The sequence below is a fragment of the Sphingobium sp. LSP13-1-1.1 genome (assembly GCF_040676415.1).
Taxonomy (GTDB): domain Bacteria; phylum Pseudomonadota; class Alphaproteobacteria; order Sphingomonadales; family Sphingomonadaceae; genus Sphingobium.
In genome coordinates, this window is the sequence record NZ_JBEGHU010000023.1 from 225,279 (window position 1) to 249,900 (window position 24,622).

Below are 24,622 nucleotides of genomic sequence, written 5' to 3' on the forward strand. Positions count from 1 at the left end.
ACCGCAATCAAACCACCCGGCCTGACCGGGAAAATCGCCGTCAGCCTTCCGGCCAGTAAAGGCGCATGGGATTGTCGACGAGCAGCTTGCGCTGCAACTCTACGGTCGGGGCTATGCGGGGGATCATGTCGACCAGCGCGCCATCGTCGGGAATGGCCTTTTCCATATTGGGATGCGGCCAGTCGGTGCCCCACAGCACCCGATCCTGATAGTCCGCCACCAGCGGCGCGACGGAGCAGGCAAAATCGTCCCAGGGCGCGCCCTTGGGATCGAGCCGGTCAGGGCAGGTCACCTTGGTCCATATATCATCACGACTGTCGAGCAGGCGGCGGAACGCCTTCATGTCCATGCCGTCCGGGCCCTGGCTGACGTCGGGCCGTCCCATATGATCGATCACGATCAGGGTCGGAATCGCGTCCAGGAAAGGACGCATTTCCTCCAATATGTCCGCTTCGAAATAGACCACCACATGCCAGCCGAGCGACTGGATACGCTTTGCGATTTCCAGGAACTTGTCCTTGGGCGCGTCGTCGACCAGCCGCTTGAGGAAATTGAAGCGCACGCCCCGCATACCGCCTTCGTGCAGTCGTTCGAGTTCGGCGTCGGTGATGGCGGGATCGACCACGGCGACGCCGCGCGCCATGCCGGCCGACCTTGCGATGCCGTTCAGGGTCGCGCTGTTGTCGGTTCCATGGCAGCTTGCCTGTACGATGACGTTGCGCGCGAAACCCAGCCGGTCGCGCAGCGCGAACAGCATGTCCGGGCCGGCATCTTCAGGAAGATATTTGGCCTTGGGACTGAAGGGGAACTGCGCCATCGGGCCGAAGACATGGCAATGCGCGTCGACCGCCCCCGCCGGCGGGATGAAGCTGGGGACAGAGGGGTTTGCGTGCCAGGAAACGATCCGGTTGCTTTCTGGGGCGCTCATGCGAAAACTTCTCCATCCATCAACTTGCGAGCGGTGCGCAGCATGGCCGCGCTGGTGACGGCGCCGCTTTCGTCCAGTTCCATCACGCAGGTGGTTTCGCCGGTCGGATGTTCGACCGACAATATCTTGCGCGGGCCGGAAGGAACGCTTGCAACCTCGGCGGCAGGAGAACCCTCTATCAGGCAGGCCGTGGCAACGCTGACCGCGCCCAACACGCCGATCGAGGCATGGGCGCGATGCGGGATGAAGCTGCGTACCGTGACCGCGCCACCGCTGCGGGGCGGCGCGACGAGCATCATCTTGGGGACCGATTTTTCCCGGACGTCGCCCAGGTTCATCCGTTCGCCCACGGCCAGGCGGATCGCCTCTATCCGTGATTTGAGCGCGGCGTCATTGTCCAGTGTCTCGCGGTCCTCATAGCCGCTGATGCCGACGTCCTGCGCCTTCATCACGACGCAGGGCATGCCGTTGTCGATCAATGTGACGCGCACGCCCTCCACCACATCGAAGGCATTGCCGGTAGGTAGCAGCACGCCGCAGGATGAGCCGGCCGTGTCGCGAAACTCCAGCGGGACGGGCGCTGCGGAGCCGGGCACACCGTCGATCCTGGCTGCACCGTCATAGCACGGCTTGCCGCCGGGCGTGCTCACCGTGGCAATGGCGATCTGCCCCGTATTCTCCATGAATATGGCGACGCGGGTTTCATCGTCCAGCGCGTCGACGAGACCGCGCTCGATGGCGAAGGGGCCGACGCCCGCAAGGATGTTGCCGCAATTCTGCGCGTCGCTGACGATGGCCTGGTCCACGAAGACCTGAAGGAAGAGGTAATCGACGTCGACACCCTCCCGCTCCGACTTCTTCACCACCGCAACCTTGCTGGTCAGCGGATCGGCGCCGCCCATGCCGTCGATCTGGCGCGGGTCGGGCGAACCCATGATCCGCAACAGGAAGGCGTCGCGCGCGGCGACGTCGGTGGGCAGGTCTTCGCTCAGGAAATAGCCGCCCTTGGACGTGCCGCCGCGCATCCACATCACGCGGGCGGACCGATGGGGATCAGACATATTTCAGCCCCATTTCTTCCAGGCGCGGCCGCATGTTGTAGATGTCGAGACCCAGTTCCCCGGCCGCCAGCCGCACGCGCTTCGCCTCCTCCGCCGCCTCGCGCGCCTGCGCCTTTTCCAGCACCGCTGCGGCATTCGCGCGCGGCACGATGCAGACGCCGTCATCGTCCGCGATCACGACATCGCCCGGATTGACCAGGGCGTTGGCGCAGACGACGGGCACGTTCACGCTGCCGAGCGTCGCCTTGATCGTGCCCTGGGCGTGTACCGCCTTCGACCAGACGGGAAAGTCCATCTGCTTCAGATCGCGCACGTCACGCACCCCGGCGTCGATGATCAGCCCGCGGCAACCCCGCGCCAGTGCCGAGGTTGCGAGGAGATCGCCGAAATAGCCGTCGGTGCAGGGGCTGGTGGGCGCGAGGAGGAGGACGTCGCCTTCCTTCAACTGCTCGATGGCGACATGGACCATCCAGTTGTCGCCCGGCGGTGCCGAAATGGTGACCGCGCTGCCCGCGATCCGCGCGCCGGGGTAGATGGGGCGCATATAGGGCGCCAGCAGGCCGGTGCGGCCCTGCGCCTCGTGCACGGTGGCGACGCCGCATCGGGCGAGGCCGTCAATGACGGAGAGGTCCGCCCGCTCGATATTCTGGACAACGACGCCGGACATGATCCTGCTCCCCATGCAATGCAATTCGCATTTCCATGAACGAGGCGGTGAATGGGGACAAATCCGATCTATGCGCCGGCCATAAATTTTTGCTAATTATCCACCATGGCTCCTGACCAGTTCAATATCCGTCATCTTGCGGCCATGGCCGCCGTCGTCGAGCGGGGGAGCGTCTCGCTGGGCGCCCGCGCGGTCAATCTGACGCAGCCCGCCGTGACCCAGGGCATCGCGAAGCTGGAGGCGCAACTGGGACTGCCGCTGTTCGAACGGCAGCCGGGCGGCATGGCCCCGACCGAGGCGGCGCTGGCGCTGGCGCCGCGCGTGGACGCGGCGTTGCGCCTGATCGGCAGCAGCCGGGTCACGGCGGCGCAGATCCGCGCATTCGTGACGCTGGCGCGGGCGGGCAGCTACCCCGCGGCGGCGGCCGAAGCGGGTGTGACCGAACCTTCGCTGCACCGAGCGGTAAGCGATCTGGGCCTGGCCATGGGTTACAGGCTGGCCGAGCGGCGGGGTCGAGGACTGGTGCTGACGCGGCAGGGCGCGGCGCTGGCGCGACGGTTGCGGCTGGCGCTGGCGGAGCTGCGGTCCGGGCTGGAAGACATGGCCGACATAGGCGGGCAGGAAGGCGGGCGGATCATCGTCGGCGCCATGCCGCTGTCGCGCGCGCGCCTTCTGCCAGCAGCGATCGCGAGTTTCCGCGCAAGCTTCCCGCATGTCGACATCAGCGTCCATGAAGGCTCCCATGCGGAGCTTGTCGGGCCGTTGCGCGACGGAGAGATCGACATGATGATCGGCGCGCTGCGCGACCCTTCGATCGGGCAGGATCTGGTGCAAAGGCCGCTGTTCGAGGATCGGCCGATCATCATCGGGCGGGCGGGACATCCGCTGGCAGGCGGGTGGACCCCCGATGACCTGCGCCGTTTTCCCTGGATATTGCCGCCCGAGGGCGCACCGCTGCGACAATTGTGGCAACGCATGTTCGCCGCGCTGGGCGGAGCGCTGCCGGCCGTGCCGATCGAGTGCGGTTCGGTGATGACGATTCGGCAGTTGCTGCTGGGCGGCGATTATCTGACGCTGCTGTCGGTCGACCAGCTCGCGCTGGAACTGGAGGTGGGGATTGTCGCCGGCATCGGTCCGGCACCCGGTTCGGTCAGCCGGACCATCGGCGTCACCATTCGGGCGGGCTGGCGTCCGACGCGCCTGCAGGCCCGCTTCCTGGATGCCGTGGAAACCGAGGCCGGCAACATATATTCGTAAATTCTTATAAGGGGCGCATGGATTCGATTGGCGGACCGCCGGGCTATGCGCCATGCCCCGCTGCATGGAGCAGGAACTGGGTCTGATCGGATTTGGCGAGGCAGGGTCCACCTTTGCCGGGGCAGGCAAATGGGGCGCGCGCGCCCATGTGTTCGACCGCAAGACGGATGATCCCGCCGACGCGCAGGCGATGCGGGAGGCCTATGCCGCAGCCGGCGTGACATGTGCGCCGTTGCTGGAGCAGGCCTTGTCCGGCGCCGACCTGGTGGTGTCGCTGGTGACGGCGGACCAGGCGCTGGCCGTGGCGGAGGCGGCGGCGGCATGGCTGCGCGCTGGATCGATCTATTGCGACATGAACAGCGTCGCCCCCCAGACGAAGGAGCAGGCCGCGCGCCTGGTCGAGGCGGCGGGCGGCCATTATGTCGACGTGGCGGTGATGGCGCCGGTCAACCCGGCGCGCCTGTCCGTTCCGCTGCTGCTGAGCGGGTCCATGGCCGCGCAGGCTGAGTCCCGGCTGGCGGCCCTTGGCTTTTCGAACATCAATGTCGTCGGCGAAAACGTCGGCCGCGCTTCCTCCATCAAGATGATCCGATCCGTCATGGTGAAGGGGCTGGAGGCGCTGACCGCCGAATGCGTGCTGGCGGCCGAGGCAGCGGGCGTGCGCGAGGAAGTGCTCGCTTCCCTGGACGCCAGCGACAAGGCGCAATCATGGGGCGACCGGGCGGACTATAATCTGGACCGCATGATGATCCATGGCCTGCGCCGCGCCGCCGAAATGGAAGAGGTGGTCCGCACGCTCGACGGGCTGGGCACCGGCGCCGCGATGAGCCGGGGCACGGTGGAACGGCAGCACGCGATCGGCGCGCTGGGCGTGAAAGCGCCGGGCAAGGGGCTGGGCGCGAAGATCAGCCAGATCATTCAATCAAATGCACGAAAGGCGGATGCCGCATGAGCCTGATCATCGACTGTCACGGCCATTATACCGTATTGCCCAAGGGGCATGACGCCTGGCGCGAGGAACAGAAGGCGGCATACAAGGCAGGCGTGCCCGCCCCCGCCTATCCGGAAATTTCCGACGACGAGATCCGCGACACCATCGAGTCCAACCAGCTGCGCATGATCAGGGAACGGGGCGCTGACCTGACCATCTTCTCCCCCCGCGCATCGGCCATGGCGCCCCATTTCGGGGATGCGGAAGTCGCCAGGGAATGGGCGATCCGCTGCAACGACCTGATCGCCAGGGTCGTGGCCATGTTCCCCGACACATTTGCCGGCGTGTGCATGTTGCCGCAGTCGCCGCAGGCCGACATGGCGAACAGCATCGCGGAACTGGAACGTTGCGTCGACATGGGCTTCATCGGCTGCAACCTCAATCCCGATCCGGGCGGCGGGCATTTCCGGCATCCGCCGCTCACCGACCGTTACTGGTACCCGTTCTACGAGAAGATGGTGGAGCTGGACGTGCCGGCGATGATCCATGTTTCGGGGAGCTGCAACCCGGCGATGCATGCGACCGGCGGCTATTATATCGCGGCCGACACGATCGCCTTCATGCAGTTGCTGGAGGGAGACCTGTTCGCTGATTTCCCGACTCTCCGCTTCATCATTCCGCATGGCGGGGGCGCCGTGCCCTATCATTGGGGGCGCTATCGCGGGCTGGCCGACATGCTCAAGAAACCCAGCCTCGACACGCATCTGATGAACAACATCTTCTTCGACACCTGCGTCTATCACCAGCCGGGCATCGACCTGCTGGCGGATGTGATCGACAACAAGAATATCCTGTTCGGATCCGAAATGGTCGGCGCCGTGCGCGGGATCGACCCGACCACAGGTCATTATTTCGACGACACCAAGCGCTATGTCGACGCGCTCGACATCAGCGCGGAGGAAAAGCACGCCATCTTCGAGGGCAATGCCCGCCGCGTCTTCCCGCGGCTGGACGCGATGCTGAGGGAGCGGGGACTATGACGACCGAACACCCCGCGCATCAGGACATTCATGAATATCTCGCCGAGTTCGAGGATATTCCGGGCACGCGCGTCTTTACCGCGAAGCGCGCGCGGCAGGGCTATCACATGAACCAGTTCGCCATGAGCCTGATGAAGGCGGAGAATCGCGAGCGGTTCAAGGCGGACGAGCGCGCCTATATGGACGAATGGCCGCTGACCGAGGCGCAGAAGCAGGCGTTGCTCGCGCGCGACTATAATGCGTGCCTGGACCTGGGCGGGAACATCTATTTCCTGTCCAAGCTGTTCTCGACGGATGGCCTGCCCTTTGCCGAGGCGGTCAGCACGATGACCGACATGAGCTTTCCCGAATATCGGGAGATGATGAACAAAGGGGGCCGCTCCCCCGAAGGGCTTCGGTCCATCAAGGAGAAACGCTGATGGCCCGCATTACCGCAGGCGTCGCATCAAGCCATGTGCCGCTGCTGGGCGTCGCGTCGGATTTCGGCAAGGATCGGGACGAGTATTTCGGGCCCATCTTCGCCGGCTATGACTGGACCCGCGAATGGGAAAAGGCGGAGAAACCCGACGTCGTGATCCTGGTCTACAACGATCATGCGTCGGCCTTCGACATGAAGATCATCCCGACCTTCGCCATCGGCTGCGGCGAACGCTACAAGCCCGCCGACGAAGGTTGGGGGCCGCGCGCCGTCCCCGATGTGGAGGGGCATCCCGACCTCGCCTGGCATATCGCCCAGAGCCTGATCCTGGACGAGTTCGACATGACCATCATCAACGAGATGGATGTCGACCACGGCCTGACCGTCCCGCTTTCCATGATGTTCGGCAAGCCCGACGCCTGGCCGTGCAAGGTCGTTCCGCTGGCGGTCAATGTCGTCACCTATCCGCCGCCGTCGGGCAATCGCTGCTGGGCGCTGGGCGAGGCGATCGCCAGGGCGGTGGCGAGCTTCCCCGAGGACCTGAACGTGCAGATATGGGGCACGGGCGGCATGAGCCACCAGCTTCAGGGGGCGCGCGCGGGCCTCATCAACAGGGAATGGGACAATCGCTTCCTTGACGGCCTGATCGGGGAGAGCGACCATCTGCGCCGCATCCCGCATATCGAATATCTGCGCGAAACAGGCAGCGAGGGCATCGAGATGGTGATGTGGCTCATCATGCGCGGCGCGTTGGGCAGCAAGACCCGCGCGCTCCACCGCCATTATCATGTGCCCTGTTCCAACACCGCGATCGGCCATCTTGTGCTGCGGCCGGATAATGGCGAAGGATATGACATGACCGGCAGCGAAGGAGGACCGCCTATCGCTCCGACATGAGGCACATCGCCCGAAAATCCCCGGCAAGAGGGAGACGGGCGTCAAGGGAGGGTCATATGACACAGGCATTACGGGGTTGCGTGGGAACGATCGGGTGACCGGCCGTTTCTTCGACATCGGGCAGGTGCTTGCCGAGGTACAGCTCCTTCACCGGCAGATCGCCGCGGCTTCAAGCGCCGGGACGGATGGGTGGCGGCAGGAAGTGGTGCGACTGCGACGGCGGATGGCAGAGCAGATCGGGGCTCTCATTCCGCTGGTGAGTGCGGGCCGGCCAGGTTGCGATACGCCGCAGTTCGACGGCTTCCGCAAGGCGGTGTCGCGATTTCGGACGGCGGTGGCGGAACATCAGGCCCAATGGCCCGCCGTTCTGCTGGATACGAGAGACCCGGCCTATGTCGAGTCCGTCACCAGGCTTCGCAGCGCGCACGAGAATATGGATGAGAGTTTTCGCCGGCTGGAGAGCGGGTGAAACGAACCAAGTGAAGAAGGAATGACAGATATGCGTATTGCCCTGGCGGGCGCCGGAGCGTTCGGCGAAAAGCATCTCGATGGCCTCAGGAATATCGACGGCGTGACCGTCACCTCGCTGGTCGGCCGCAATCTGGAACCGACCCAGGCGATCGCCGCCAAATATGGCATCGGCCATGCCACCACCAACCTTGATGAAACGCTGGCCCGCGACGATGTCGACGCGGTGATCCTGTGCACCCCGACGCAGATGCATGCGGACCAGGCGATCGCCTGCATGAATGCGGGCAAGCATGTCCAGGTCGAAATCCCGCTGGCCGACAGCTGGGCCGATGCGCAGGCCGTGCTCGCGAAGCAGCAGGAAACCGGCCTGGTGTGCATGGTCGGTCATACCCGCCGTTTCAATCCGTCGCACCAATATGTCCATAATCTGATCAGCGCGGGCGAGCTGAACATCCAGCAGATGGACGTCCAGACCTATTTCTTCCGCCGCAGGAACATCAATGCCAAGGGCGAGCCGCGCAGCTGGACCGACCATCTGCTGTGGCATCACGCCGCGCATACCGTGGACCTTTTTGCCTATCAGGCCGGGCGGATCGTCGATGCCCATGCCATGCAGGGGCCGATCCATCCCGAACTGGGCATCGCCATGGACATGTCGATCCAGCTCAAGAGCGAAACCGGCGCGATCTGCACCCTGTCGCTGAGCTTCAACAATGACGGGCCGCTCGGCACCTTCTTCCGCTATATTGGCGACAATGGCACCTATATCGCGCGGTATGACGATCTGGTGAACGGCAAGGAAGAACCGATCGACGTCAGCAAGGTCGCCGTGTCGATGAACGGTATCGAATTGCAGGACCGCGAGTTCGTCAGCGCGATCCGCGAAGGCCGCGAACCCAATTCCAGCGTCGCCAAGGTGTTTGACTGCTATCGCGTACTGGGCGAACTGGAAAAGCAGCTCGCATAGGATGATCGGGGAGCGGGGCATTGTCCCTGCTCCCGAGGAAGGAGGAAGGTCCGTGGTCCAGTTGCCGCAGCGCAGGGTCGGTTCAGCCAGCGTGTCCGCGATCGGGCTGGGCTGCATGAGCCTGTCGCACGCCTATCTGCCCAAGCCCCAACCGGCCGATGCCGAGCGCCTGTTGCTTCGCGCGCTGGACCTGGGCGTCACATTCTTCGACACGGCCGCGCTCTATGGTTTTGGCGCCAATGAGCAATTGCTGGGGCGCGCGATCATGCATCGCCGTTCCGAATTCACCCTGGCCAGCAAGTGCGTGCTCGCGGAGATCGACGGGAAACGTGGTCTGGATGGATCGCCGGAGGCCATTGGCCGTGTTCTTGAGGATTCGCTGCGGCGGCTGAACACCGACCATATCGACCTGTACTATCTGCACCGGCTGGACCCCAAGGTGCCGATAGAGGACTCGGTCGGCGCCCTGGCGCGGGCGGTCGAGGCCGGGAAGATCGGGGCGATCGGCCTGTCCGAAATGTCGGCGGCGACATTGCGGCGCGCCCATGCCGTGCACCCGATCGCCGCGATGCAGACGGAATATTCGCTGCTCACCCGCAATGCGGAAATTGCGGTCCTGGATGCGTGCAGGGAGCTGGGAACCGCCTTTGTTGCGTTCTCACCGCTTGGACGGGGGATGCTGACGGGGTCCCTGCCGCCCTCCGCAGTGGAACCGCCCGACCTGCGGGCCACGCTGCCGCGTTTCAGGTCGCCTCATGTCGAGGCCAATCTGCTTCTGGCCGGCAAACTCGCGGCCATTGCGCGATCGGCGGGCTGCACGACATCTCAACTCAGCCTTGCGTGGCTGCTGGCGCGTGGAGACCATGTCCTGCCTATTCCGGGGACCGCCAGTCCCGACCATCTGGCGGAGAATATGGCGACATTGTCCATGTCCATATCAGCGGACGCGCTGGCGCAGGCGGATGCCCTGTTCAGTCGGGGCGCCGTTTCCGGCCCGCGCTATCCGCAATCCGCCCAGGCGCAGGTCGATACGGAAATCTGGGAAGGCGAACCGCTGGACGTTTCATGACGACCGGCTGGCCCCGCCTCCGCCGGCTCGCCAGTCGCTGGGCGGGCGCCCCACATGGCGAGTAAAGAAGCGGGAGAAATAGGCCGGGTCGTCAAAGCCGATCGCATAGGCAATTTCCGCGATCGAAAGATTGGAATAGATGAGCAGGCGGCGCGCCTCCAACAGGGCGCGTTCATCGACCATGGCGGCCGGAGACATGCCCGCGACATAGGAGCAGGCCTGGCGCAGCGTCGTTTCGCTGACGCCGAGCGCGAGGGCATGGGCGGCAACCGGATCCCGTTCCCGAAAGCGCTGTTCGATGCGTTCGCGCAGGCGGGCCACGAGGCGGGCCTGCCTGCCGCTGCTGGCGGCACCAGCATCGCCGGGGGCCGCATGGCGAAGCGCCTGAACCAGCAGGCCGAGAAGCAGCGCTTCCACCGCGCCGCGCTGGCCGGGGCCTGACCAGGCAAGTTCCCTCGCCATGCGCTGGATGGCCGCCTCCGCCTCCGCGAAATCGGCTGGCGGCAGCGAGACCGCATGTGGAGCGCGGAACAGCGGTTGAAGATCATCGTCGCGGCTGAGGAGATGTTGCAGGTAGCTGTCGGAAATCGTCGTCACCCAGCCGAGAGATTCGCGAAGCCAGGTAAAGCCGTGGATTATCCCGGCGGGGACGAGCAGCAGACAGGGGGCATCGAACGACACCGTGTCACCGTCGGCGCGCATGGCCCCGCCGCCTTCGCAGATCAGGATGACATGGTTGAGATCGCGATGGATGTGCGGCTGGATCGTCCATTCGCTGGGTCGCGATCGATCGTCGAGGCTTTCCACATGGACAAAGCCGGCTTCGACTGCCCTTTGCGGCTCACCATAGAGGTAGAAGGTCGGAACGGCTGTGCTCATGACGCCCAAAAAACTGTTGGATCGTCCAATCTATATGCTGGCATAGCCATGGCAGGCAAGCCCCGTCCGCGCCAGAAGAAGCCGGACAAGACATGAGAGGAACAGCGCCATGAAAACGCAAGTCGCCATTGTCGGCGCGGGACCGGCCGGCCTTTTGCTGGGCCATTTGCTGCGCGCCGAGGGGCTGGACGTCGTCGTCGTGGAGCGGGCCTCGGCCGATTATGTGCTTGGACGCATTCGCGCCGGGGTTCTGGAGCGGACGACGACCGATCTGATGGACCGGCTGGGCCTGGGCGAACGGATGCACCGGGAGGGGCTGCCGCATGACGGCTTCCATCTGGCGGATGGCGAACGCCTCATCCGCATCGACGTCGCCGCGCTCACCGGCCGGCAGGTCATGGTCTATGGACAGACGGAATTGACGCGTGACCTGATGGACGCGGCGCTCGAACGCGGCCTCAACGTGATCTACGAAGCGGGGGACGTGGCGCTCCACGACCTGGAGGGGGACGCGCCCTATCTCAGCTTTACCGAAAATGGCGCAACCCGGCGGATCGATGCGCAGTTCATCTGCGGCTGCGACGGATTTCATGGCCCTTCCCGTGCCGCCATTCCAGCATCGGTGGGAAAGCCCTTCGAAAAAATCTATCCCTTCGGCTGGCTGGGCATCCTGGCCGACGTGCCGCCCTGCAATCATGAACTGATCTACGCCAATCATGATCGCGGCTTCGCACTGGCGTCCATGCGTTCGGAGACGCGCAGCCGCTATTATATCCAGGTTCCGCTGGACGAGAAGGTCGAGGACTGGCCGGACGAGCGGCTATGGGATGAACTGGCCATCAGGCTGGGGCCGGAAGCGGGCGCGCAGATCGTCCGGGGGCCATCGCTGGAAAAGTCGATCGCGCCGCTGCGATCCTTCGTGTTCGAACCGATGCGTCACGGCCGCCTCATGCTGGCTGGCGACAGCGCGCATATCGTGCCGCCGACCGGGGCGAAGGGGCTCAATCTTGCGGCATCCGACGTCCATTACCTGTCGGAGGCGCTGGTCGCCTATTTCCGGCGCGGCGACAATGACGCCATTGCCGGCTATTCGGACCGCGCCCTCGCCCGGATCTGGAAGGCGGAGCGCTTCTCCTGGCAACTGACGGGGCTGATGCACCGCTTCCCGGACAATGACGCGTTTGACAGGCGGATGCAGCTCGCGGACCTGGATTATATCGCCTCGTCCGTCGCGGCGCAGACGACCATCGCCGAAAATTATGTCGGCCTGCCGCTTTGATGCGGCAGACCTGCACGGCGGGAGGATATCCGCGCGAACAACGGCTGCGGGCCAACGCGGACAGTGATGCAGCTTAAAAGTTCGCTGCGCATCTAAGGTCGGGAAATTGACAGGATAAAGGCCATCAAGATGGACGCGCCCATCTAATTGCCCCATGGTGCAACTGATTTAACATATGCGGGGTGGCAATGGCATCGAAGCCGGAGCAGAATGAGTTTCCGGGCGGATCGAAGCAGCGGGTTTCCAATGCCGGCGCCGCAGTGCGGGCAGGCACTGCCTCCTTCGAGGACTATGTAGTCATTGAGCGCTGGAGAGCTGCTCACCGAGCCGTCTTGAACACCTTTCAGGCGATTCTGCGCAACAGAACCCGAGGATCCGGCATCATCGTGGCTCAACGCCACAAGCGTAGAAATACGATTTTCGGAAAGCTTCGTCGATTCCCGACAATGCTCTTGGCTAGAATGGATGACGTCGCCGGATGCCGTCTCATTTTCCCTGACACCCAATCGCTTTATGAATTTCGTCACAAACTTCATGCCGCCAACTTCCAGCACCAGTTGAGAAATCAGCCAGACAAGTACGATTACATCAAACACCCAAAGGATACTGGATATCGGGGCGTGCACGATGTTTATATTTACAACGTCAATTCTCTCCATGGCCGGGCGTACAAGGGATTGCTGATAGAGCTTCAATATAGAACTCGTTATCAGCATGCGTGGGCTACAGCAGTAGAAGTGGTTGGCTTCATTACTGAAAGTCAACCTAAATTCCGTCAAGGTGACAAGCGATTCGAACTCGCATTGTCGCTAGCCAGCGAAATCATCGCGCGGACCTTTGAAGATTCAAACTCCTGCCATGCTGATCTGAGTGATGAGAAATTGGTAGACACTTTTCTCCAGATCGACGGTGAATTAGGCTTCATGCGCATGCTTCGAGCACTGAATTCTGCAAATAGCGAGGTTACAGAAAAGAAGAACGTAATTCTAATATTTGGGGAAAATGACAACCCAGATGACAAACTGAAAACGCTATCCTATCGAGACGCAACCGATGCTTTGCGAGCACTATTCCAGCTTGAGAAAGAAAATCCTGGAAAAGATATCGTCCTTGTTAAGGCAGATTCTTCAGACGATGTGCGCATCGCGTTCAAAAATTACTTTTCAGATGCGACCGACTTCATTCAATTGATTGATGAAGGTTGCAAAAAACTCGTGGGCAGCCGAGTAATGCAACTCTAATTTGCGCCGCGCAACACGATCACAAATGCCTCACAAGTTATTGAGTTAGGGATATTATGGAGCGGGTGAAGGGAATCGAACCCTCGTCGTAAGCTTGGGAAGCTTCTGCTCTGCCATTGAGCTACACCCGCACTGCGTTGTAAATGCTGGCTTTTCTCGCGTTTCCGCCGATCTGTTCCAACATCGGGGCTGTTGGAATTCCAACAGCCGTGAGCCGCCATTAGCTTCCGTGCTGATCCCGGTCAATATGACAGGTAGATCCAGTAGCTCGGATCGGCTTCGAGAATGTTGATCAGGTGCTGCCATCGGTCCGAGTTTTCCTCCGGCCATGGGGCGTCGCGCCATGCGGCGAAATCTGTGGGCCGGTAGTAGGGTTCAACGTCCGGATACCCTGTCGAGAGATCTACTGTCTCGATCGGCAAGCTATGCATGAGCAGAGCGGCTTGACGATCGCCGCCGTATTTCATGTCGTCCCAATCGGGGTGGCTGTCTCTCAGGCTGGAGAGTTTCGTTACGAGGATGTTCAGCCCCACGGTCTAGGCCCGTTCCTCATCAACGATGAGGTCAACCTTCGGGTCATCCGATGTGAGCTTAGCGCCGCGCGGCATCGCAGTCATCGGTATGCCGAGGAATGTAGACCCGAGCAGGTTATCGAAGTCGGTTCGGGAGTAGACCCGAAAATCGTGCGAGAGCGCCGCCAGTCCCGCATAGTTGATCTCCCAGCGACGTGGGGTGCGTCCGCCTCGGATCGCGCCGGCTCGCATTTCGATCATGGCGTCGTAGATTTTTAGATCACCGCTCATGCCTGCTTGCTCCTGTCGATCGGCGTGACGTTGCTCCGCTCCTGCTGTAGCGCGATCGCGCGGCCGGCCATCTTCGTGGTGCGGGGCATATAGGTTTCGAGGATCTTCTTGGTGTGGTCCAGCTGGTGGCCGGTGATGGCGGCGATCAGCTGATCCTCGATGCCGAGTTCGCCCAGGGACACGACGGCCGTGCGGCGCAGGTCGCGATATTGCAGAGTGTCGATCTCGGCCGCGAGATCCTCGTCGCCCTCGAGGCGTGCCTTTGCGGCCGCTGCGTCGCGTATGCGGGCGATCGCGCGTTGGAAGCGGGTTTCGGTCCATGGCCGGGGCGCAAAGCCGTCGCGCACCATCTGCTCGAGCTGTTCGGCCGACGGGAAATCGCCGGTTTTCTGTTCGTGGATCCGTGCCAGGTGGCGCTCGAACTGCGACACATCGCGGAATTCGACCGGGATCGCCATCTCATGCAGGATGACAGTGGTTCCCCTCGCCTTCGCGTCGGCGATCGCCGCTTCCATCATGCGCCGCGTCTGGCCGACGATGGGGATCTCCACCCAGCGGTTCGTCTTGCCCTGGCGCAGGCGAATGGCCCAGACGCTGCGCACGCCATCCGGGCCGGGCTCGGCCAAGGCATCCCAATCGTCGGGGTTGAGCTTGTGGCGGGGAAGCTCGACCCATCGGCTGATGACCAGCTTCATGACATCGCCCTCGCGTTGGCCGGTCTCTCGGCCGATGCGCAGGGCGAGCGCCAGGCCGGGCTGATACTCCTCGATCGCGGCGGCCGTCATCGCGTCGAGCGCTGGCGCCGACCAGAACTGGTCGCGCGACGGCGGGGTCGGCATCTCCATGTTGGCGGCCGGGTTGCGCGTGTCCTCGGGCAGGAACTCGGCGTCGATCGCGAACTCGAGCAGGGTTTTCAGCACGCGCATGGTGCCGGCGGCGCGGTGGATCTTCACCTCGCCATTGACGGGGCGCAGCAGCGCCTCCTTCAACTTGCGGACGCGCTTGCGATCGATGTGGCTGACCTGCTCCGGGCCTGCCCATCGCTGGATGATGTTGAGCTTCGATCGATATTCCTTGCGCGTGCTCTCTGCATGCTCGGGGAATTTGTCGCTGATGTAGCGGGCGATCAGCTGGTCGATCGTGCCGCCCTTGATGAATTTCCTGACGGTGCGCGGCGCGGCGCCGCCGGCGCGCCATTGCTCGACCTTGTCATTCTGCTGCTCGGCTGCGCGCTGTGCTGCGCGTGGATCCGTGCCGAGCGGGACCGACAGCCAGCCCGCCTTTTTCAGCGTCGCCGAGGGTTGCCAATAATGATGGGTCTTGTTGCCCCGGCGCTTGATGACCAGGCCGGGGATGTCGATTTTCGCCATGGGAGCCTTCCGTCGATAAGGCTTGGTGATTATGGGCGCGGTGCAGGCGCTGGGTCAATGCGGCGCTTGATGCGCTTCGCTAGGTAGAAGTTGGCGCGGGAACGTCGGATGCATTCCGCCTTGCTGATGCGGAGAATTCCCTCAACCCAGCTGCGGCCGATGATGACGCGGTGGCCGTGCGGATAGCCGACGAAGCCGTGATCGATTTTGATATCGTCCCAAGCGCCGGCATATTGCCGCCACATGCGCGCCTGGGCCAGTCGATCGGCCACTGTCCACGGCCGGCCATCGATATTCACCGCGCTGTAGGGGCACCATTTCTCGCCCTCGAGCCGGCGCGCTAAGGCAAGTATGTGCTCGGTCACTTCTAAGGGGCCAAGGTTCAGGCTCATCCTTGAAATCCGTTCTCTTCGGCTGCTCTTGCGCTCTCTCGATCGAGCCGCTCTGCACACCATCTTTCATAGTCAGCGGCGTGAATGGGGCAAAGATCCTTCCCTTCTGCCGGCTTCGTGGAGCAGCGCTCGCAAACAGGTGCGTCGCAGGTGCCGTTCCGGACGCCTGGCGTTTTCCAGTCGCAAAGCTGGCGCGCGGGCTTGCCGCAGCCAGAGCATTTCGGGCGCCGGTTCGATGAACAAACAATCGCCGAACCGCCGCCGGGCAGTTGAACATGCTCGCAGGTCATGACCGGACTTCCCCTTCAAGACCGCAGGTGCAGGGGTTGGCGTGGGCCTCCGGTATTGTCCCCCCGTCGTCATCCCAGCAGATGCGGCTCGCGAAAGCCTCTAACGCCTTGTCGAGCCCGCCTTCGTCTCCGCCGCCATAGAGGTGGTTGCGGCCAGCGATAACGAGTTCGCGGACGTCCGCAGGAATTTCCGCCTGGTGCGCGGCCTCAATGATCGAGATATCCGATACTCCGGAAATCTCGATATGATCGACTACGCTCCAGTCGCCGCCATAACGCAAATTGCGGAGGCATTTGGCGACCAGGTTCCAGACATGCTCCCGCTTTCGAGGGTGATTGCTGACATAGGCGATGCGCTGGCGCGTGCGGCGGGCAAAGTCCTCGGTCGATCGGCCGCGTAGGGTCTCGGCCGAATAGTTGCCCATGGTCGCCGTGCCGGTTCCCATGTTGCAGATCTCCATCCGGGCGAGCTCCTGCGAGCTGCCGTCCTGGGCGGACAGGAGGATGACGCTGACGACGATCATGTGAACCTCGCCATAAAGCTAGGGGTCGCCTGCAAAAATTCTTGCCGCGTCACCATGCGGGGCTGGCCATGCTCGAACTCCATCGTCGAGACCCATGCATTCGGCTCCGGGAAGCGGCTTCGAAAATCTGCGCCATATTCATCGTCGCGCGCACTAAAAAGCTCGTAGCGACGACGAGCCATCGCTTCCCAGGCGGCGCGATCGTAGTCGATCCAGACGTGGGTGGCTCCATCGGGGATCGCTCCCCAATAGGTCGGCTGGTAAGCCTGCATCGCGTGCAGATAGTCGAGGTTCAAGTGCTTGGTGCCGAACGGCGTCACTCCATCCCGGCTGTTCCAGATCCACAAATCGGGGCCGATCGCGCCCTTGTCCTTCGGCTGGTAGAGCATCAGCTGGAAGGCTTCGCCGTGTACGGTAAGCAATGTGCGCTTGGCGGGAAATCTCATCATGGCAGCGGCACTCCGAACCCGGCGGCATTGCGGTGTCCGCCTCCTCCGAGTTTGCGGGCGATCTCCGACACGTCGACGCGTTCATCATCACTGCGAAGGCTGTAGCCGCGACGATCGTTGCCGTCGCAATAGCAGGCTGCGAAGGGCGCTTCGGGGTGAAGCTTGAGCAGCGCGTGGCCAACATCGCTCGAAAAGTCGGACGGGCAATTTACGGTCGGGACCGTGTAGCCGCCGATCGACGTCCACCGCTTGCCTTTCAGCATGCGATCGATCCGCCGGTCATAGAATTGCTCGATGCCCTTCGCGCGAAACTGCATCAGGCCGAAGCTATTCTGCACCTGGTCGGCGATTTCGTTCCATGCCTGGAAGTCGTCTGGATGTGCCCGCAGCAAGAGGCTGAATGCACGGGTCTCCGGGATCGAGAAGCGCCAAAGGTCGCGATCTTCGATCAGCTCGATAAGCCGGGGCGCAGGCGTGTCTGGGTGGCAAAAGTCCCATGTCATGCGGGCGCCGCTGCGCTCCATGTCGAACACGGCAATCACTGGCGGTCGATCGAGCTCGGCGCAGTCGCGCAGCGTGCCATCGATATCGTCGGCACTGACCGCGCCCGGTGAGCTCTCTATGAAGCGGAACGCCTCGAGCTCCGCCAGTGCGGTCTTGTGATGGTCGAGGATGACAATCGACGCGGCGGTCTGCGCCATCACGTCCAGTTCGGCGCGCTTGTAGCTGAAATCGACAATAAGAACATTCAGCCGCGACACGTCGGGAGCCGGTATGCCGTAATTGGTGGGGAGATACTGCGGCTCATCACCCCAGCGCTTCGATGCTGCCCAGGCGGCGCCGAAGCCGTCGTCGCAGGGGCTGTGATAGATCACGATATCGGGTTTCCAGGTCATTGCAGCTGAGGCTCCTTGGTTGCGGGCGCGGCGGTCGAGTTCGGCGGCGGCGCCCTTAATGAAATCTGCTGTCACAGCGCCAGCTCCTTCTGTTCTTCGGGGGCGGTGACATAAGCGCCGCGGCCGGCGGCGTAGTCGAAGCGGGCGCGGTGCTCGCGGCAGCAGCGCTGGAATTCCTCGCGCTCGGGGCCGGGCTTGCGCATCGCGTCCTGCTTGTGGTGCAGATGGTCGGGCATGAAGTTGGCCATGCCGACCCACCAATGGAAGTGGACGGCCTCGATCCGCTCGATCTGATGCCTGGCGCGGATCGGCTCGAGCGTGCCGCCGGCGATCCATTGCGGATAGTAGCGGCGGCGCAGGATGATCTCGCGCTGCAGGGCACAGACGACTTCCGACCAGCGGAAGGGCTGCAGCGCCTGGCCGGCGATCGCATCCTGTTTGAGATGGGCCTGCCAGAGCGCTTCGCCCTGGGGCGTGTCCCTCCCCTCATACCAGGCGTCCATCGCCTCGACGCGGCGATAGTGCTCGACCAGGCCGCGCATGAGATTGATGCCCTGTTCGGCATCGTGGGCGTGCATCCGGCCCTTGTCGACGCGTCCCGGGTAGCTGGCGCGGCGCTGGTGCAGTTCGCGCTCGAGCTCCTCGCGCAGGAGGCGCGTCGGGATGCTCTGCGGATCCGCGCTTTCGGGTGACAGGCAGGGGAAGAGATAATCGATCCCGGTCATAGCAACCTCGCGAAGCTGTCGGCATCCGGCCAATTCCAGAGGCCCTGGGCGCCCTTGCAGGCGATCGGTTCCGGCCACGCCTCGATTTCGAGCATGGGCCAGCCCCAATTTGCGTGGGCGTCCCTGTCGCTGTCGTTCGCGCGAGGGACGCCGAATTCCTCGGCGATGTGAGTGCCCAGGCGTGGTTCGCCGACGATGGCGGTGCCGACGCCGGCGGCGATCGGCAGCTCACCGCGCAGGGCCGCCTGCAGGATCGGGATTGCGGTTTCGGGTTTGAGGCAGGTCATGCCCGCCTCGATCGGGTATTTGTCCCGATGGATCAGGGTCTGATGTAGATCATCGACTTCAAAGCGATCGATCTTGCGCGAGGCGGCGTGGATGACGATCCGCTGGCCCAGAATGAAACGCGGGGCGCTCCAGCTGCGGAATTCATAGGGCTTCGCGCCGGCGATGATGAGCGAGGCCCATGGCTGCCAGATAGTCAGGGCCTTCATGCGCGGATCCTTTCGGGATGGTGACGCGCGATCGCGGCGAGTAGCGCGGCCGAGCCCTTGGGGATGCTGCGGCGAGCGAGGATCTCGGGCTCCGTGTCGCGCATGTAGCCGAGCACGCGGTCGACCGTGCTTGGCTTCTCCCCCGTGATTTCAATGATGCGCTCGCGCGAATGACCGCTGTCCCACAGATCCATGAGGCGCTGTTCGAGTGCGCTGGCGCGGTTGCCGATTGCGCGTAGCGGTTGCGGGCTACTCATGCGGCAATCCTTCCGTCGTAAATCGCCAGCAGCCGTTCCAGCTTGGCGCGGGTCGCGGCGATCTGGGCAACGACGCGGCGCAGGCGAAGATCATGGCGATATTCGAGGTTCTCGAGCTCGGCCGCCTCGGCGTCGGTGAGCGGCTGACGGCGCTGCTTGAAGCGCAGGGCGCTGATGCGCTCGCAGATCTGTTCGTGGGAGAGATAGGCCATCACAGACGCCCCTCCGCCCATGCCAGGCCGACGCGATAGATCATCAGCAGGACGAAGGCGGCGACCAGGCCGAGCATGCCGCGCTCGCCCCGCTCGCGGGCCTCTTGCTCCCGACGGTCGTGGTCGTCGGGGCGGATCATCGGGCGTCATTTCCTCTCTGCTGAACGGGCTCGGCCCAGATCTGGAAGCTGTGCTTTTTGCCGGGGATGGCGGTGATGGTTAGAGACGCGTCTGCGCTGCCCAGATGACGCCTTGCGGCGGCGATATGCTGTTCCATCTTCCCAAGGGTCAGTCCGTCTTCGATCAATTCACAATAAGGGGAGTTCATGCCGGGTCCTCGATAAGCGGCCGGGCCGCGTGGATGATGGCCTGGGCGGCGAGCACGCGGTCGAGCTCGGCCATTTGGAGGGCTATGGCCTTGGTCAGCGCCTTGACCTGGTCGGTCGGACCGGGCTCCTTCCAGAAATCATGCTGCCAGGGCCAGCTTTCGGGCAGGTCGCCGGGCTGGCGGCGGATCTCGGGATTGATGGCGAGATCGATGTAGGTGTCGAGATAGGCCTTGCCGGCGAGGGCCAGTTCAGCCTGGTCGTAGGCAAGATCCTGATCGGGCAGATAGCCGTGCTGCTCGATCTGCTCCATCCGCTCGGCGATAATCAATCGCAACGCCGGGCCGGTGAGAAAGTCGAGCGCGGGTTCGCTGGTGGCCGTCGCGATCGGCGGCTCGGGCGTGAGGCGCAGGCTTTGCGGGGTGAACTGGTCGGTCATGAATTGGCGGTCTCCAAGAGGACGTCGACATGGCACCAGCGGGAGTTGAGCGGGCACCAGCATTGCAGGTCGCGGCCGCGCAGGCCGGGCAGTTCCTGATCGAGGCGATTGCGCCATGCGATCAGACCGTTGATTTCGGACTGGTTGAAACCGAGGCGCTCCAGCTCCCCCATGGGGAGGGTGCGAGCGAGCCAGCGGCGATAGAGACGGACCGACCGGGCGTGGCCAAAGCGATCGGCCCGGAAGGGATTGCCGCGCACTGTCGGGCGGCCGCAGTAGATCACGCCCTCCGGCGTCTTCGCGCCACGCTTGCGGCTGCGCTGATACCTTCGTGGGGCGCGTGAAGGTGTGATCGAGGGGGCGTTGCCCCCTCGATCTTCGAACGGCTCAGCCGGAGCCGGAGCCGTCGCCGGAGCCGGAGCCGTAGCCGTAGCCGTAGCCGTCGCCGGAGCCGTAGCCGTAGCCGTCGCCGGAGCCGGAGCCGGAGCCGTAGCCGTAGCCGTAGCCGGAGCCGGAGCCGTAGCCGTAGCCGTCGCCGTAGCCGCTCCTACCTGTCTGCCCGCCCACATTAGGCGCCCTTGTGGTTCGGCAGGGCACGGATGCTCTGCTCGGCCATTTCGGTGCAGGCCAGGATCTCGCAATTCTCGGTCAGGACGATATCGACCGGGGCTCCGATCTTGCTCGATGCATCCAGTCCCTCGGTGGCGACGCCGGACAGGAACGCGCCCTTGTTGGCCACCTTCCAGAACCAGAGGCGGCGGCTTTCGCTGAGTTCGCAGGCGCGGTCGGTGCGGCTGGTCAGCACGCCCGCGTGCACGCCTGCATCGCGGCAGCGGACGATTACATATTTGCCGATCCAGCTGTCATTGCTGGGATTGGCGGTCGTAGTTTCAGCCATGTCGATCTCCTTGTTGGCTGGTTGGGAAAGGGCTCAGGCCGCGCGATCGCGGCGCACATCGGCGCGCTGGCGGATGCAGAAGATCCAGGACATGGCTTCGTCGGCCGTCATTTCGCTGGGGCCGACTTCGGTCACGCCCTGGCCGCATTCGCCGGTCGGCCAGGCGGCGACCGATGCCTGCATGCATTTGGTGCGGCTGGCGCGCATGTGCATGACCAGGCTGGCGGTCCAGCCATTGTCGAAGTTGAAGCGGACGCGCGGATATCCGGTCTCGGGATCGAGATCGGCTTCGAATTCACAGTCAGTCATTGACATCGGGGTTCTCCGGTTCGGGTGGGAGCTCGTCGCTCTCGCGGCAGTCGCTGCAGGGGCAGGCGTCGCCGTCGAGGCGCTGGTCGGTATCGCGGCGTGTGGGCGGCCGCAGGCTGTGCGGCAGGGCCACTAGGGCCAGATGGCGGGGTTCGGCGCGGCGATCAGCAGGCCGATCGCGACGATCAGGATGGCCGCCGCAAGCCCGATCCGCTGGGTGGGAGTGTCTAGCTCCCCCACCAGCGGATCGGGTCGGCGCGGTGGCGCCTGGAGACGGACGCGGCGGGGGGCTGTCACGTCCGGCTCTTTCCGGTTGCGCGGGCGAGTGCTTCGCCTGCTTTCATCTTGGCGTCGGCCTCGATTTCCTCGGCTGCCCTGATCATTTCGTTGGCGAAGGCGCGCGGCCCTGCCGGTGCCATGGCCGCGTTCATGCCCATGATGCCCATGCGCATCAGGACCATGCCGTGCTTGTGCCCGTGATTGTCCACAGGGACCGTGAACGACAGGTCCGTCGCGGGCAGATAGGTGACGCCCTCGATCTGGATCGGGTGCGTGGGCGATCCGTATTCCGGATCGTTGCCGTCGAGCCTCAATGGCTCCCCTTCCCCCCGAATGTTCCTCATGCGGCGTCACCTCCTGACAGGGGACCGGCGAACAGGCTGTCGGCGGCGGCGTCGAGGCGGTTGGCGGCGGCGGTGGCTTCCTCGCTGGCGAGCTGCTCGGCGGCTTCGCTCGGCAGCTGGCCGCCGATCCAGGCAGTGACGGCGGCGGGCAGCCAGCGCGATCGGCGCGGCACCACATCCCTTACCAGCTCGCCGCGGTGCATCGTCGGCAGTGGCTTGGGGAAATGCGCGTTGGCGATCAGCTGGTTGAAATAGGCGCGCTGCCACCGCTCGCTGCGATGGTTGACGCCCAGCATTCGCGCAATAGCGGCCATCGACCAGGTGGGTTCGGGGCGTTCGGGTAGTGCAGATGGGCGAGCCGGGCGTGACGCCCCCGGCATCGCCGGGAAAGGCATCACATTGTCGGCCGGTAACGGGACAAGGTGCATGGCATTGGGCCTCCGTTCAGGGTGAACGGGCCCATCTGTAACCTAATGCGTTACTCCGTCAAGGATTTTGTAACGTGATAAGATACTTTTGCGCCTGTGCGGACCGCATCGGAGCGGAAATGTAACGTGTCACGTTATTTCAGTGCTGCTTTTCCGATCTTTTGATCAAAACTTGGGCAACGATCTCGTCACTCAACATGGCGTTGGCTGTTTCGATGAACTTTTCGGCGCTGGCTGGCTTGACGCCGCTCGCGACGATCCATTCAAAGAAACGAAATTGATCTGAATGGCAAAGCTGAATGCTCGATTTCGCTATTGTGGCGGCTGGTTCTGCCTGGGACAGAAAAGACCTCGCGTAACTCATGGCACAATAGCGATATAGATTACCTGCCAACTCTCGCCCCGCAATCGCTTGAGCGTCATTTGCCGTGGCTCGGTTGATCGAGGCTAGTTTTTTGGCGTCATCCGCCATGTCCTCTGGTGTTGGCCATGGGTGGAGATCGCCGGCGTCCTCCACGATCTCCTCGATTGTTCTGACGGGCTGCGCTGCCGACAAGGTCGGGGCGATCATGGCGCCAAGGATTACTGTAGTTGAAGCGAGGCTAAGCAGCGTCCTGTTCGGGCTCCCTCGCAAAAGGTGAAAGCGCTTCAGTAACGCGCTGGATATTTTGTTTTGCTGCATCGTCCGCCGATCGATAGCGCTCGATCAGTCGGCGTTCGTCCGGCGTCAATCGGAGCGGGTTGTCGTCCTCGTTCATGACGTCGGAAGGATCCACGCCAAGTGCGTCGGCAATGCGTTGCATCCAGGTGAGAGTAACCTCTCGGACCCCACGCTCCATGCCGCTCACGTGCATCTTTGAACAGCCGATCATCTCCCCCAGCTCCTGCTGTGAGAGGCCGCGCTCCGTGCGCAGCTGATAGATCCTGTTGGGCCGTTCCGTCATCGCGGGGAAGTGTAGGATCGTGGCACTCATGGGAAAAGCTACGTATCGTGTTACAGCCCCTTGTCAATCAGTAACGTATTAGGTTACGCCGTCATTCCTATGCCGGTCTTAGCCCCTCAAAAACTTAGAAATTGGCGCGTCGGCCGCAGCATGACGCATGCGGAGGCCGGTGCTTATTTCAAAACGACGCGCATGACTTGGTTCCGCTGGGAGAGCGGTGCCATGATCCCAAGCCCGCCGCATATGGTGGCGCTCTTCTGCGCAGGAGTGGCTACGCCGAACGACTTCTACGATCTCCCTGTCGCCATGCCACAGAGTAAGGCTGCATGACGATGCGGTTCCCGCTCTCTGCTCATCTCGCAGCGATTGACCGGCTTACCGCGCTTAGCCGCGATCTCGACGCAGATGCGCTTATGCCTTTCTTCCGGCGCGGAGGTGGGCAATGAAGGCTGTTCACGTTTCCCTAGTTGGCGCTCCCGCGATCGTCGTGCCGCTTTATCTGAGCGAGGATCAGGTCGACCGGGCCCGTCAGGCCGAAGGCGTCGATCTGGCGAAGGAAGTCGACCGTGAAGGCTGCACGACCCGCGAGGCGCAGGCTGCAATCGAGCATCTTGCAATCCACAGCAATCGACATTTCACGCTCCGCCGCGAATTGAAGCTCACATTCGATGAAACGGCAGTCTTCGAAGGCGTGGCCGTCGAGAATGACGATCTCATTTCGAAAAGTTCGGCCGTTGACGGCAACCAAGAGGTTGTCAGATGAGGGCATATTCGAATTCCTCCATGTGCGTAGCGCTTTCGTCGTTGGTGGTTCTGACGGCATGGATGGACGGGCGGCGGGGCACAAGCCTCGCCGCCCGGATATTTGCGACCCCCCGATCGCGCCTATCCGGCTTTCGTGATCGGAATGACGGGCGCGGCCGGTCGGTCCTCGAGCTCCGCCACGGCGGCCAGCAACGCGCGAGCCAGACGCAGCGCGAGGTAGCGCGGCATGACATAGCCACGGTCAATCATGACGCGGACATTGTCGCCGGTGGTTTCGATTTCCGGCATGTTTTCGATCCAGTAGTTCACGTTCACCCCTGCAAAAGCACGATTATCAAATCGGTTCAGCGTGCGGGATCATGGTTAACGAATT

38 protein-coding genes and 1 tRNA gene are annotated in these 24,622 nt (G+C 63.3%); 10 read left to right on the plus strand and 29 right to left on the minus strand.

All coding sequences use genetic code 11. The features are described 5' to 3' along the window. Positions 1-40: 40 nt before the first annotated feature. From MRBLSP13_RS12995 to ligK, 3 genes are read right to left on the minus strand one after another with little or no spacing between them, the layout of a single operon-like run. Entirely contained in the window at positions 41-928 is an 888-nt protein-coding gene (locus tag MRBLSP13_RS12995) for an amidohydrolase family protein (RefSeq protein ID WP_363754839.1), read from the minus strand. Further along, positions 925-1,989, minus strand: a complete 1,065-nt coding sequence (locus MRBLSP13_RS13000; protein WP_363754841.1) for a 4-oxalomesaconate tautomerase — start codon at positions 1,987-1,989, stop codon at positions 925-927. Before MRBLSP13_RS13000 ends, MRBLSP13_RS12995 begins: the two co-directional genes overlap by 4 nt. Beyond that, complete coding sequence (ligK, locus tag MRBLSP13_RS13005) at positions 1,982-2,656, minus strand: 4-carboxy-4-hydroxy-2-oxoadipate aldolase/oxaloacetate decarboxylase (protein WP_363734568.1); 675 nt, start codon at positions 2,654-2,656, stop codon at positions 1,982-1,984. The genes MRBLSP13_RS13000 and ligK overlap by 8 nt, the downstream gene beginning before the upstream one ends. 105 nt (positions 2,657-2,761) lie before the next feature. Between ligK and MRBLSP13_RS13010 the strand changes: the two genes are divergently transcribed. From MRBLSP13_RS13010 to MRBLSP13_RS13045, 8 genes are all read left to right on the plus strand, one after another. Further along, entirely contained in the window at positions 2,762-3,913 is a 1,152-nt protein-coding gene (locus MRBLSP13_RS13010) for a LysR family transcriptional regulator (RefSeq protein ID WP_363754843.1), read from the plus strand. 64 nt (positions 3,914-3,977) lie between these two features. Then, a complete protein-coding gene (locus MRBLSP13_RS13015; protein ID WP_363755252.1) occupies positions 3,978-4,865 on the plus strand; it encodes an NAD(P)-dependent oxidoreductase in 888 nt (295 codons plus the stop codon). After that, the gene (locus MRBLSP13_RS13020) at positions 4,862-5,884 is read left to right on the plus strand and encodes an amidohydrolase family protein (protein ID WP_363754845.1); all 1,023 of its coding nucleotides are present in this window, start codon (positions 4,862-4,864) and stop codon (positions 5,882-5,884) included. The genes MRBLSP13_RS13015 and MRBLSP13_RS13020 overlap by 4 nt, the downstream gene beginning before the upstream one ends. Continuing rightward, entirely contained in the window at positions 5,881-6,303 is a 423-nt protein-coding gene (ligA, locus tag MRBLSP13_RS13025; protein WP_133652244.1) for a protocatechuate 4,5-dioxygenase subunit alpha, read from the plus strand. Before MRBLSP13_RS13020 ends, ligA begins: the two co-directional genes overlap by 4 nt. Further along, complete coding sequence (locus MRBLSP13_RS13030) at positions 6,303-7,199, plus strand: class III extradiol dioxygenase subunit beta (protein ID WP_363754847.1); 897 nt, start codon at positions 6,303-6,305, stop codon at positions 7,197-7,199. Before ligA ends, MRBLSP13_RS13030 begins: the two co-directional genes overlap by 1 nt. 94 nt (positions 7,200-7,293) lie before the next feature. Next, positions 7,294-7,668 (plus strand): hypothetical protein, encoded by a 375-nt coding sequence (locus MRBLSP13_RS13035; protein ID WP_363734562.1) that lies wholly within the window; start codon positions 7,294-7,296, stop codon positions 7,666-7,668. Positions 7,669-7,698: 30 nt separating this feature from the next. Then, a complete protein-coding gene (locus MRBLSP13_RS13040; protein WP_363754849.1) occupies positions 7,699-8,637 on the plus strand; it encodes a Gfo/Idh/MocA family oxidoreductase in 939 nt (312 codons plus the stop codon). 52 nt (positions 8,638-8,689) lie between these two features. Beyond that, positions 8,690-9,706, plus strand: a complete 1,017-nt coding sequence (locus MRBLSP13_RS13045) for an aldo/keto reductase (protein ID WP_363754851.1) — start codon at positions 8,690-8,692, stop codon at positions 9,704-9,706. Here MRBLSP13_RS13045 and MRBLSP13_RS13050 read toward each other — a convergent pair. Next, the gene (locus MRBLSP13_RS13050) at positions 9,701-10,585 is read right to left on the minus strand and encodes a helix-turn-helix domain-containing protein (protein WP_363734559.1); all 885 of its coding nucleotides are present in this window, start codon (positions 10,583-10,585) and stop codon (positions 9,701-9,703) included. The two genes, MRBLSP13_RS13045 and MRBLSP13_RS13050, sit on opposite strands and share 6 nt — an antisense overlap. Before the next feature lie 109 nt (positions 10,586-10,694). Between MRBLSP13_RS13050 and pobA the strand changes: the two genes are divergently transcribed. Both pobA and MRBLSP13_RS13060 read left to right on the plus strand, forming a co-directional pair. Continuing rightward, positions 10,695-11,864: a 4-hydroxybenzoate 3-monooxygenase gene (gene pobA / locus MRBLSP13_RS13055; protein WP_363754853.1), complete on the plus strand. Its 1,170-nt coding sequence runs from the start codon at positions 10,695-10,697 to the stop codon at positions 11,862-11,864. Positions 11,865-12,052: 188 nt separating this feature from the next. After that, positions 12,053-13,105 carry a RelA/SpoT domain-containing protein gene (locus tag MRBLSP13_RS13060; RefSeq protein ID WP_363754855.1) on the plus strand — a complete coding sequence of 351 codons (1,053 nt, stop codon included), beginning with the start codon at positions 12,053-12,055 and terminating at the stop codon, positions 13,103-13,105. Positions 13,106-13,162: 57 nt separating this feature from the next. Here MRBLSP13_RS13060 and MRBLSP13_RS13065 read toward each other — a convergent pair. The 25 genes from MRBLSP13_RS13065 to MRBLSP13_RS13185 all read right to left on the minus strand — a co-directional run bounded on the left by MRBLSP13_RS13065 (position 13,163) and on the right by MRBLSP13_RS13185 (position 24,558). After that, a tRNA-Gly gene (locus MRBLSP13_RS13065) sits at positions 13,163-13,236 on the minus strand. A gap of 111 nt (positions 13,237-13,347) precedes the next feature. Beyond that, positions 13,348-13,638: a hypothetical protein gene (locus MRBLSP13_RS13070; protein WP_363754857.1), complete on the minus strand. Its 291-nt coding sequence runs from the start codon at positions 13,636-13,638 to the stop codon at positions 13,348-13,350. Between the two features lie 3 nt (positions 13,639-13,641). After that, on the minus strand, positions 13,642-13,908 hold the full coding sequence (locus MRBLSP13_RS13075) for a hypothetical protein (protein WP_363754859.1): 267 nt from the start codon (positions 13,906-13,908) through the stop codon (positions 13,642-13,644). Beyond that, entirely contained in the window at positions 13,905-15,278 is a 1,374-nt protein-coding gene (locus MRBLSP13_RS13080) for a hypothetical protein (protein WP_363754861.1), read from the minus strand. Before MRBLSP13_RS13080 ends, MRBLSP13_RS13075 begins: the two co-directional genes overlap by 4 nt. 29 nt (positions 15,279-15,307) lie before the next feature. Next, positions 15,308-15,670, minus strand: coding sequence for a hypothetical protein (locus MRBLSP13_RS13085; RefSeq protein ID WP_363754863.1), 363 nt, complete (start codon positions 15,668-15,670; stop codon positions 15,308-15,310). A 286-nt stretch (positions 15,671-15,956) separates the two neighbouring features. Beyond that, positions 15,957-16,484 (minus strand): hypothetical protein, encoded by a 528-nt coding sequence (locus tag MRBLSP13_RS13090; protein WP_363754865.1) that lies wholly within the window; start codon positions 16,482-16,484, stop codon positions 15,957-15,959. Next, positions 16,481-16,933, minus strand: coding sequence for a hypothetical protein (locus MRBLSP13_RS13095; RefSeq protein WP_363754867.1), 453 nt, complete (start codon positions 16,931-16,933; stop codon positions 16,481-16,483). Before MRBLSP13_RS13095 ends, MRBLSP13_RS13090 begins: the two co-directional genes overlap by 4 nt. Further along, on the minus strand, positions 16,930-17,904 hold the full coding sequence (locus tag MRBLSP13_RS13100; RefSeq protein ID WP_363754869.1) for a DHHA1 domain-containing protein: 975 nt from the start codon (positions 17,902-17,904) through the stop codon (positions 16,930-16,932). Before MRBLSP13_RS13100 ends, MRBLSP13_RS13095 begins: the two co-directional genes overlap by 4 nt. After that, the gene (locus MRBLSP13_RS13105) at positions 17,901-18,554 is read right to left on the minus strand and encodes a hypothetical protein (RefSeq protein ID WP_363754871.1); all 654 of its coding nucleotides are present in this window, start codon (positions 18,552-18,554) and stop codon (positions 17,901-17,903) included. Before MRBLSP13_RS13105 ends, MRBLSP13_RS13100 begins: the two co-directional genes overlap by 4 nt. Beyond that, complete coding sequence (locus MRBLSP13_RS13110; RefSeq protein WP_363754873.1) at positions 18,551-19,048, minus strand: ASCH domain-containing protein; 498 nt, start codon at positions 19,046-19,048, stop codon at positions 18,551-18,553. The genes MRBLSP13_RS13105 and MRBLSP13_RS13110 overlap by 4 nt, the downstream gene beginning before the upstream one ends. Continuing rightward, positions 19,045-19,305 carry a hypothetical protein gene (locus MRBLSP13_RS13115; RefSeq protein WP_363754875.1) on the minus strand — a complete coding sequence of 87 codons (261 nt, stop codon included), beginning with the start codon at positions 19,303-19,305 and terminating at the stop codon, positions 19,045-19,047. Before MRBLSP13_RS13115 ends, MRBLSP13_RS13110 begins: the two co-directional genes overlap by 4 nt. After that, positions 19,302-19,517: a hypothetical protein gene (locus tag MRBLSP13_RS13120; RefSeq protein ID WP_363754877.1), complete on the minus strand. Its 216-nt coding sequence runs from the start codon at positions 19,515-19,517 to the stop codon at positions 19,302-19,304. The genes MRBLSP13_RS13115 and MRBLSP13_RS13120 overlap by 4 nt, the downstream gene beginning before the upstream one ends. Then, positions 19,517-19,657 carry a hypothetical protein gene (locus MRBLSP13_RS13125; RefSeq protein ID WP_363754879.1) on the minus strand — a complete coding sequence of 47 codons (141 nt, stop codon included), beginning with the start codon at positions 19,655-19,657 and terminating at the stop codon, positions 19,517-19,519. Before MRBLSP13_RS13125 ends, MRBLSP13_RS13120 begins: the two co-directional genes overlap by 1 nt. Positions 19,658-19,841: 184 nt before the next feature. Then, positions 19,842-20,282 carry a hypothetical protein gene (locus tag MRBLSP13_RS13130; protein ID WP_363754881.1) on the minus strand — a complete coding sequence of 147 codons (441 nt, stop codon included), beginning with the start codon at positions 20,280-20,282 and terminating at the stop codon, positions 19,842-19,844. After that, the gene (locus MRBLSP13_RS13135) at positions 20,279-20,635 is read right to left on the minus strand and encodes a DUF4326 domain-containing protein (RefSeq protein ID WP_363755254.1); all 357 of its coding nucleotides are present in this window, start codon (positions 20,633-20,635) and stop codon (positions 20,279-20,281) included. Before MRBLSP13_RS13135 ends, MRBLSP13_RS13130 begins: the two co-directional genes overlap by 4 nt. Before the next feature lie 34 nt (positions 20,636-20,669). Continuing rightward, positions 20,670-20,849: a hypothetical protein gene (locus MRBLSP13_RS13140; RefSeq protein ID WP_363755278.1), complete on the minus strand. Its 180-nt coding sequence runs from the start codon at positions 20,847-20,849 to the stop codon at positions 20,670-20,672. Position 20,850: 1 nt separating this feature from the next. Continuing rightward, positions 20,851-21,180 (minus strand): DUF6948 domain-containing protein, encoded by a 330-nt coding sequence (locus tag MRBLSP13_RS13145; protein ID WP_363754883.1) that lies wholly within the window; start codon positions 21,178-21,180, stop codon positions 20,851-20,853. A gap of 33 nt (positions 21,181-21,213) precedes the next feature. Further along, the gene (locus MRBLSP13_RS13150; RefSeq protein ID WP_363754885.1) at positions 21,214-21,489 is read right to left on the minus strand and encodes a hypothetical protein; all 276 of its coding nucleotides are present in this window, start codon (positions 21,487-21,489) and stop codon (positions 21,214-21,216) included. Positions 21,490-21,621: 132 nt separating this feature from the next. After that, positions 21,622-21,786 carry a hypothetical protein gene (locus MRBLSP13_RS13155; protein WP_363754887.1) on the minus strand — a complete coding sequence of 55 codons (165 nt, stop codon included), beginning with the start codon at positions 21,784-21,786 and terminating at the stop codon, positions 21,622-21,624. After that, positions 21,783-22,112, minus strand: a complete 330-nt coding sequence (locus MRBLSP13_RS13160; RefSeq protein ID WP_363754889.1) for a hypothetical protein — start codon at positions 22,110-22,112, stop codon at positions 21,783-21,785. Before MRBLSP13_RS13160 ends, MRBLSP13_RS13155 begins: the two co-directional genes overlap by 4 nt. After that, positions 22,109-22,540, minus strand: coding sequence for a hypothetical protein (locus MRBLSP13_RS13165; RefSeq protein WP_363754891.1), 432 nt, complete (start codon positions 22,538-22,540; stop codon positions 22,109-22,111). Before MRBLSP13_RS13165 ends, MRBLSP13_RS13160 begins: the two co-directional genes overlap by 4 nt. 139 nt (positions 22,541-22,679) lie before the next feature. Next, positions 22,680-23,111 carry a hypothetical protein gene (locus MRBLSP13_RS13170; protein WP_363754893.1) on the minus strand — a complete coding sequence of 144 codons (432 nt, stop codon included), beginning with the start codon at positions 23,109-23,111 and terminating at the stop codon, positions 22,680-22,682. Between the two features lie 31 nt (positions 23,112-23,142). After that, on the minus strand, positions 23,143-23,514 hold the full coding sequence (locus MRBLSP13_RS13175; RefSeq protein ID WP_363754895.1) for a helix-turn-helix domain-containing protein: 372 nt from the start codon (positions 23,512-23,514) through the stop codon (positions 23,143-23,145). A 433-nt stretch (positions 23,515-23,947) separates the two neighbouring features. Next, positions 23,948-24,253 carry a hypothetical protein gene (locus MRBLSP13_RS13180; RefSeq protein WP_363754897.1) on the minus strand — a complete coding sequence of 102 codons (306 nt, stop codon included), beginning with the start codon at positions 24,251-24,253 and terminating at the stop codon, positions 23,948-23,950. A gap of 116 nt (positions 24,254-24,369) precedes the next feature. Then, positions 24,370-24,558 carry a hypothetical protein gene (locus MRBLSP13_RS13185; RefSeq protein ID WP_363754899.1) on the minus strand — a complete coding sequence of 63 codons (189 nt, stop codon included), beginning with the start codon at positions 24,556-24,558 and terminating at the stop codon, positions 24,370-24,372. Between the last annotated feature and the right edge of the window lie 64 nt (positions 24,559-24,622).

Excerpts from the sequence above, each read along its gene's own strand:
- MRBLSP13_RS13085 (WP_363754863.1), bottom strand. The coding sequence starts at position 15,670 with ATGAGCCTGAACCTTGGCCCCTTAGAAGTGACCGAGCACATACTTGCC.
- MRBLSP13_RS13130 (WP_363754881.1), bottom strand. The coding sequence starts at position 20,282 with ATGACCGACCAGTTCACCCCGCAAAGCCTGCGCCTCACGCCCGAGCCG.
- MRBLSP13_RS13165 (WP_363754891.1), bottom strand. The coding sequence starts at position 22,540 with ATGCACCTTGTCCCGTTACCGGCCGACAATGTGATGCCTTTCCCGGCG.
- MRBLSP13_RS13050 (WP_363734559.1), bottom strand. The coding sequence starts at position 10,585 with ATGAGCACAGCCGTTCCGACCTTCTACCTCTATGGTGAGCCGCAAAGG.
- MRBLSP13_RS13020 (WP_363754845.1), top strand. The coding sequence starts at position 4,862 with ATGAGCCTGATCATCGACTGTCACGGCCATTATACCGTATTGCCCAAG.
- MRBLSP13_RS12995 (WP_363754839.1), bottom strand. The coding sequence starts at position 928 with ATGAGCGCCCCAGAAAGCAACCGGATCGTTTCCTGGCACGCAAACCCC.
- MRBLSP13_RS13180 (WP_363754897.1), bottom strand. The coding sequence starts at position 24,253 with ATGCCCTCATCTGACAACCTCTTGGTTGCCGTCAACGGCCGAACTTTT.
- MRBLSP13_RS13060 (WP_363754855.1), top strand. The coding sequence starts at position 12,053 with ATGGCATCGAAGCCGGAGCAGAATGAGTTTCCGGGCGGATCGAAGCAG.
- pobA (WP_363754853.1), top strand. The coding sequence starts at position 10,695 with ATGAAAACGCAAGTCGCCATTGTCGGCGCGGGACCGGCCGGCCTTTTG.
- MRBLSP13_RS13170 (WP_363754893.1), bottom strand. The coding sequence starts at position 23,111 with ATGATCGCCCCGACCTTGTCGGCAGCGCAGCCCGTCAGAACAATCGAG.
- MRBLSP13_RS13105 (WP_363754871.1), bottom strand. The coding sequence starts at position 18,554 with ATGACCGGGATCGATTATCTCTTCCCCTGCCTGTCACCCGAAAGCGCG.
- MRBLSP13_RS13115 (WP_363754875.1), bottom strand. The coding sequence starts at position 19,305 with ATGAGTAGCCCGCAACCGCTACGCGCAATCGGCAACCGCGCCAGCGCA.
- MRBLSP13_RS13000 (WP_363754841.1), bottom strand. The coding sequence starts at position 1,989 with ATGTCTGATCCCCATCGGTCCGCCCGCGTGATGTGGATGCGCGGCGGC.
- MRBLSP13_RS13090 (WP_363754865.1), bottom strand. The coding sequence starts at position 16,484 with ATGATCGTCGTCAGCGTCATCCTCCTGTCCGCCCAGGACGGCAGCTCG.
- MRBLSP13_RS13040 (WP_363754849.1), top strand. The coding sequence starts at position 7,699 with ATGCGTATTGCCCTGGCGGGCGCCGGAGCGTTCGGCGAAAAGCATCTC.
- MRBLSP13_RS13015 (WP_363755252.1), top strand. The coding sequence starts at position 3,978 with ATGGAGCAGGAACTGGGTCTGATCGGATTTGGCGAGGCAGGGTCCACC.
- MRBLSP13_RS13075 (WP_363754859.1), bottom strand. The coding sequence starts at position 13,908 with ATGAGCGGTGATCTAAAAATCTACGACGCCATGATCGAAATGCGAGCC.
- ligK (WP_363734568.1), bottom strand. The coding sequence starts at position 2,656 with ATGTCCGGCGTCGTTGTCCAGAATATCGAGCGGGCGGACCTCTCCGTC.
- MRBLSP13_RS13175 (WP_363754895.1), bottom strand. The coding sequence starts at position 23,514 with ATGAGTGCCACGATCCTACACTTCCCCGCGATGACGGAACGGCCCAAC.
- MRBLSP13_RS13010 (WP_363754843.1), top strand. The coding sequence starts at position 2,762 with ATGGCTCCTGACCAGTTCAATATCCGTCATCTTGCGGCCATGGCCGCC.
- MRBLSP13_RS13030 (WP_363754847.1), top strand. The coding sequence starts at position 6,303 with ATGGCCCGCATTACCGCAGGCGTCGCATCAAGCCATGTGCCGCTGCTG.
- MRBLSP13_RS13150 (WP_363754885.1), bottom strand. The coding sequence starts at position 21,489 with ATGACTGACTGTGAATTCGAAGCCGATCTCGATCCCGAGACCGGATAT.
- MRBLSP13_RS13110 (WP_363754873.1), bottom strand. The coding sequence starts at position 19,048 with ATGAAGGCCCTGACTATCTGGCAGCCATGGGCCTCGCTCATCATCGCC.
- MRBLSP13_RS13120 (WP_363754877.1), bottom strand. The coding sequence starts at position 19,517 with ATGGCCTATCTCTCCCACGAACAGATCTGCGAGCGCATCAGCGCCCTG.
- ligA (WP_133652244.1), top strand. The coding sequence starts at position 5,881 with ATGACGACCGAACACCCCGCGCATCAGGACATTCATGAATATCTCGCC.
- MRBLSP13_RS13160 (WP_363754889.1), bottom strand. The coding sequence starts at position 22,112 with ATGAGGAACATTCGGGGGGAAGGGGAGCCATTGAGGCTCGACGGCAAC.
- MRBLSP13_RS13145 (WP_363754883.1), bottom strand. The coding sequence starts at position 21,180 with ATGGCTGAAACTACGACCGCCAATCCCAGCAATGACAGCTGGATCGGC.
- MRBLSP13_RS13095 (WP_363754867.1), bottom strand. The coding sequence starts at position 16,933 with ATGATGAGATTTCCCGCCAAGCGCACATTGCTTACCGTACACGGCGAA.
- MRBLSP13_RS13080 (WP_363754861.1), bottom strand. The coding sequence starts at position 15,278 with ATGGCGAAAATCGACATCCCCGGCCTGGTCATCAAGCGCCGGGGCAAC.
- MRBLSP13_RS13125 (WP_363754879.1), bottom strand. The coding sequence starts at position 19,657 with ATGATCCGCCCCGACGACCACGACCGTCGGGAGCAAGAGGCCCGCGAG.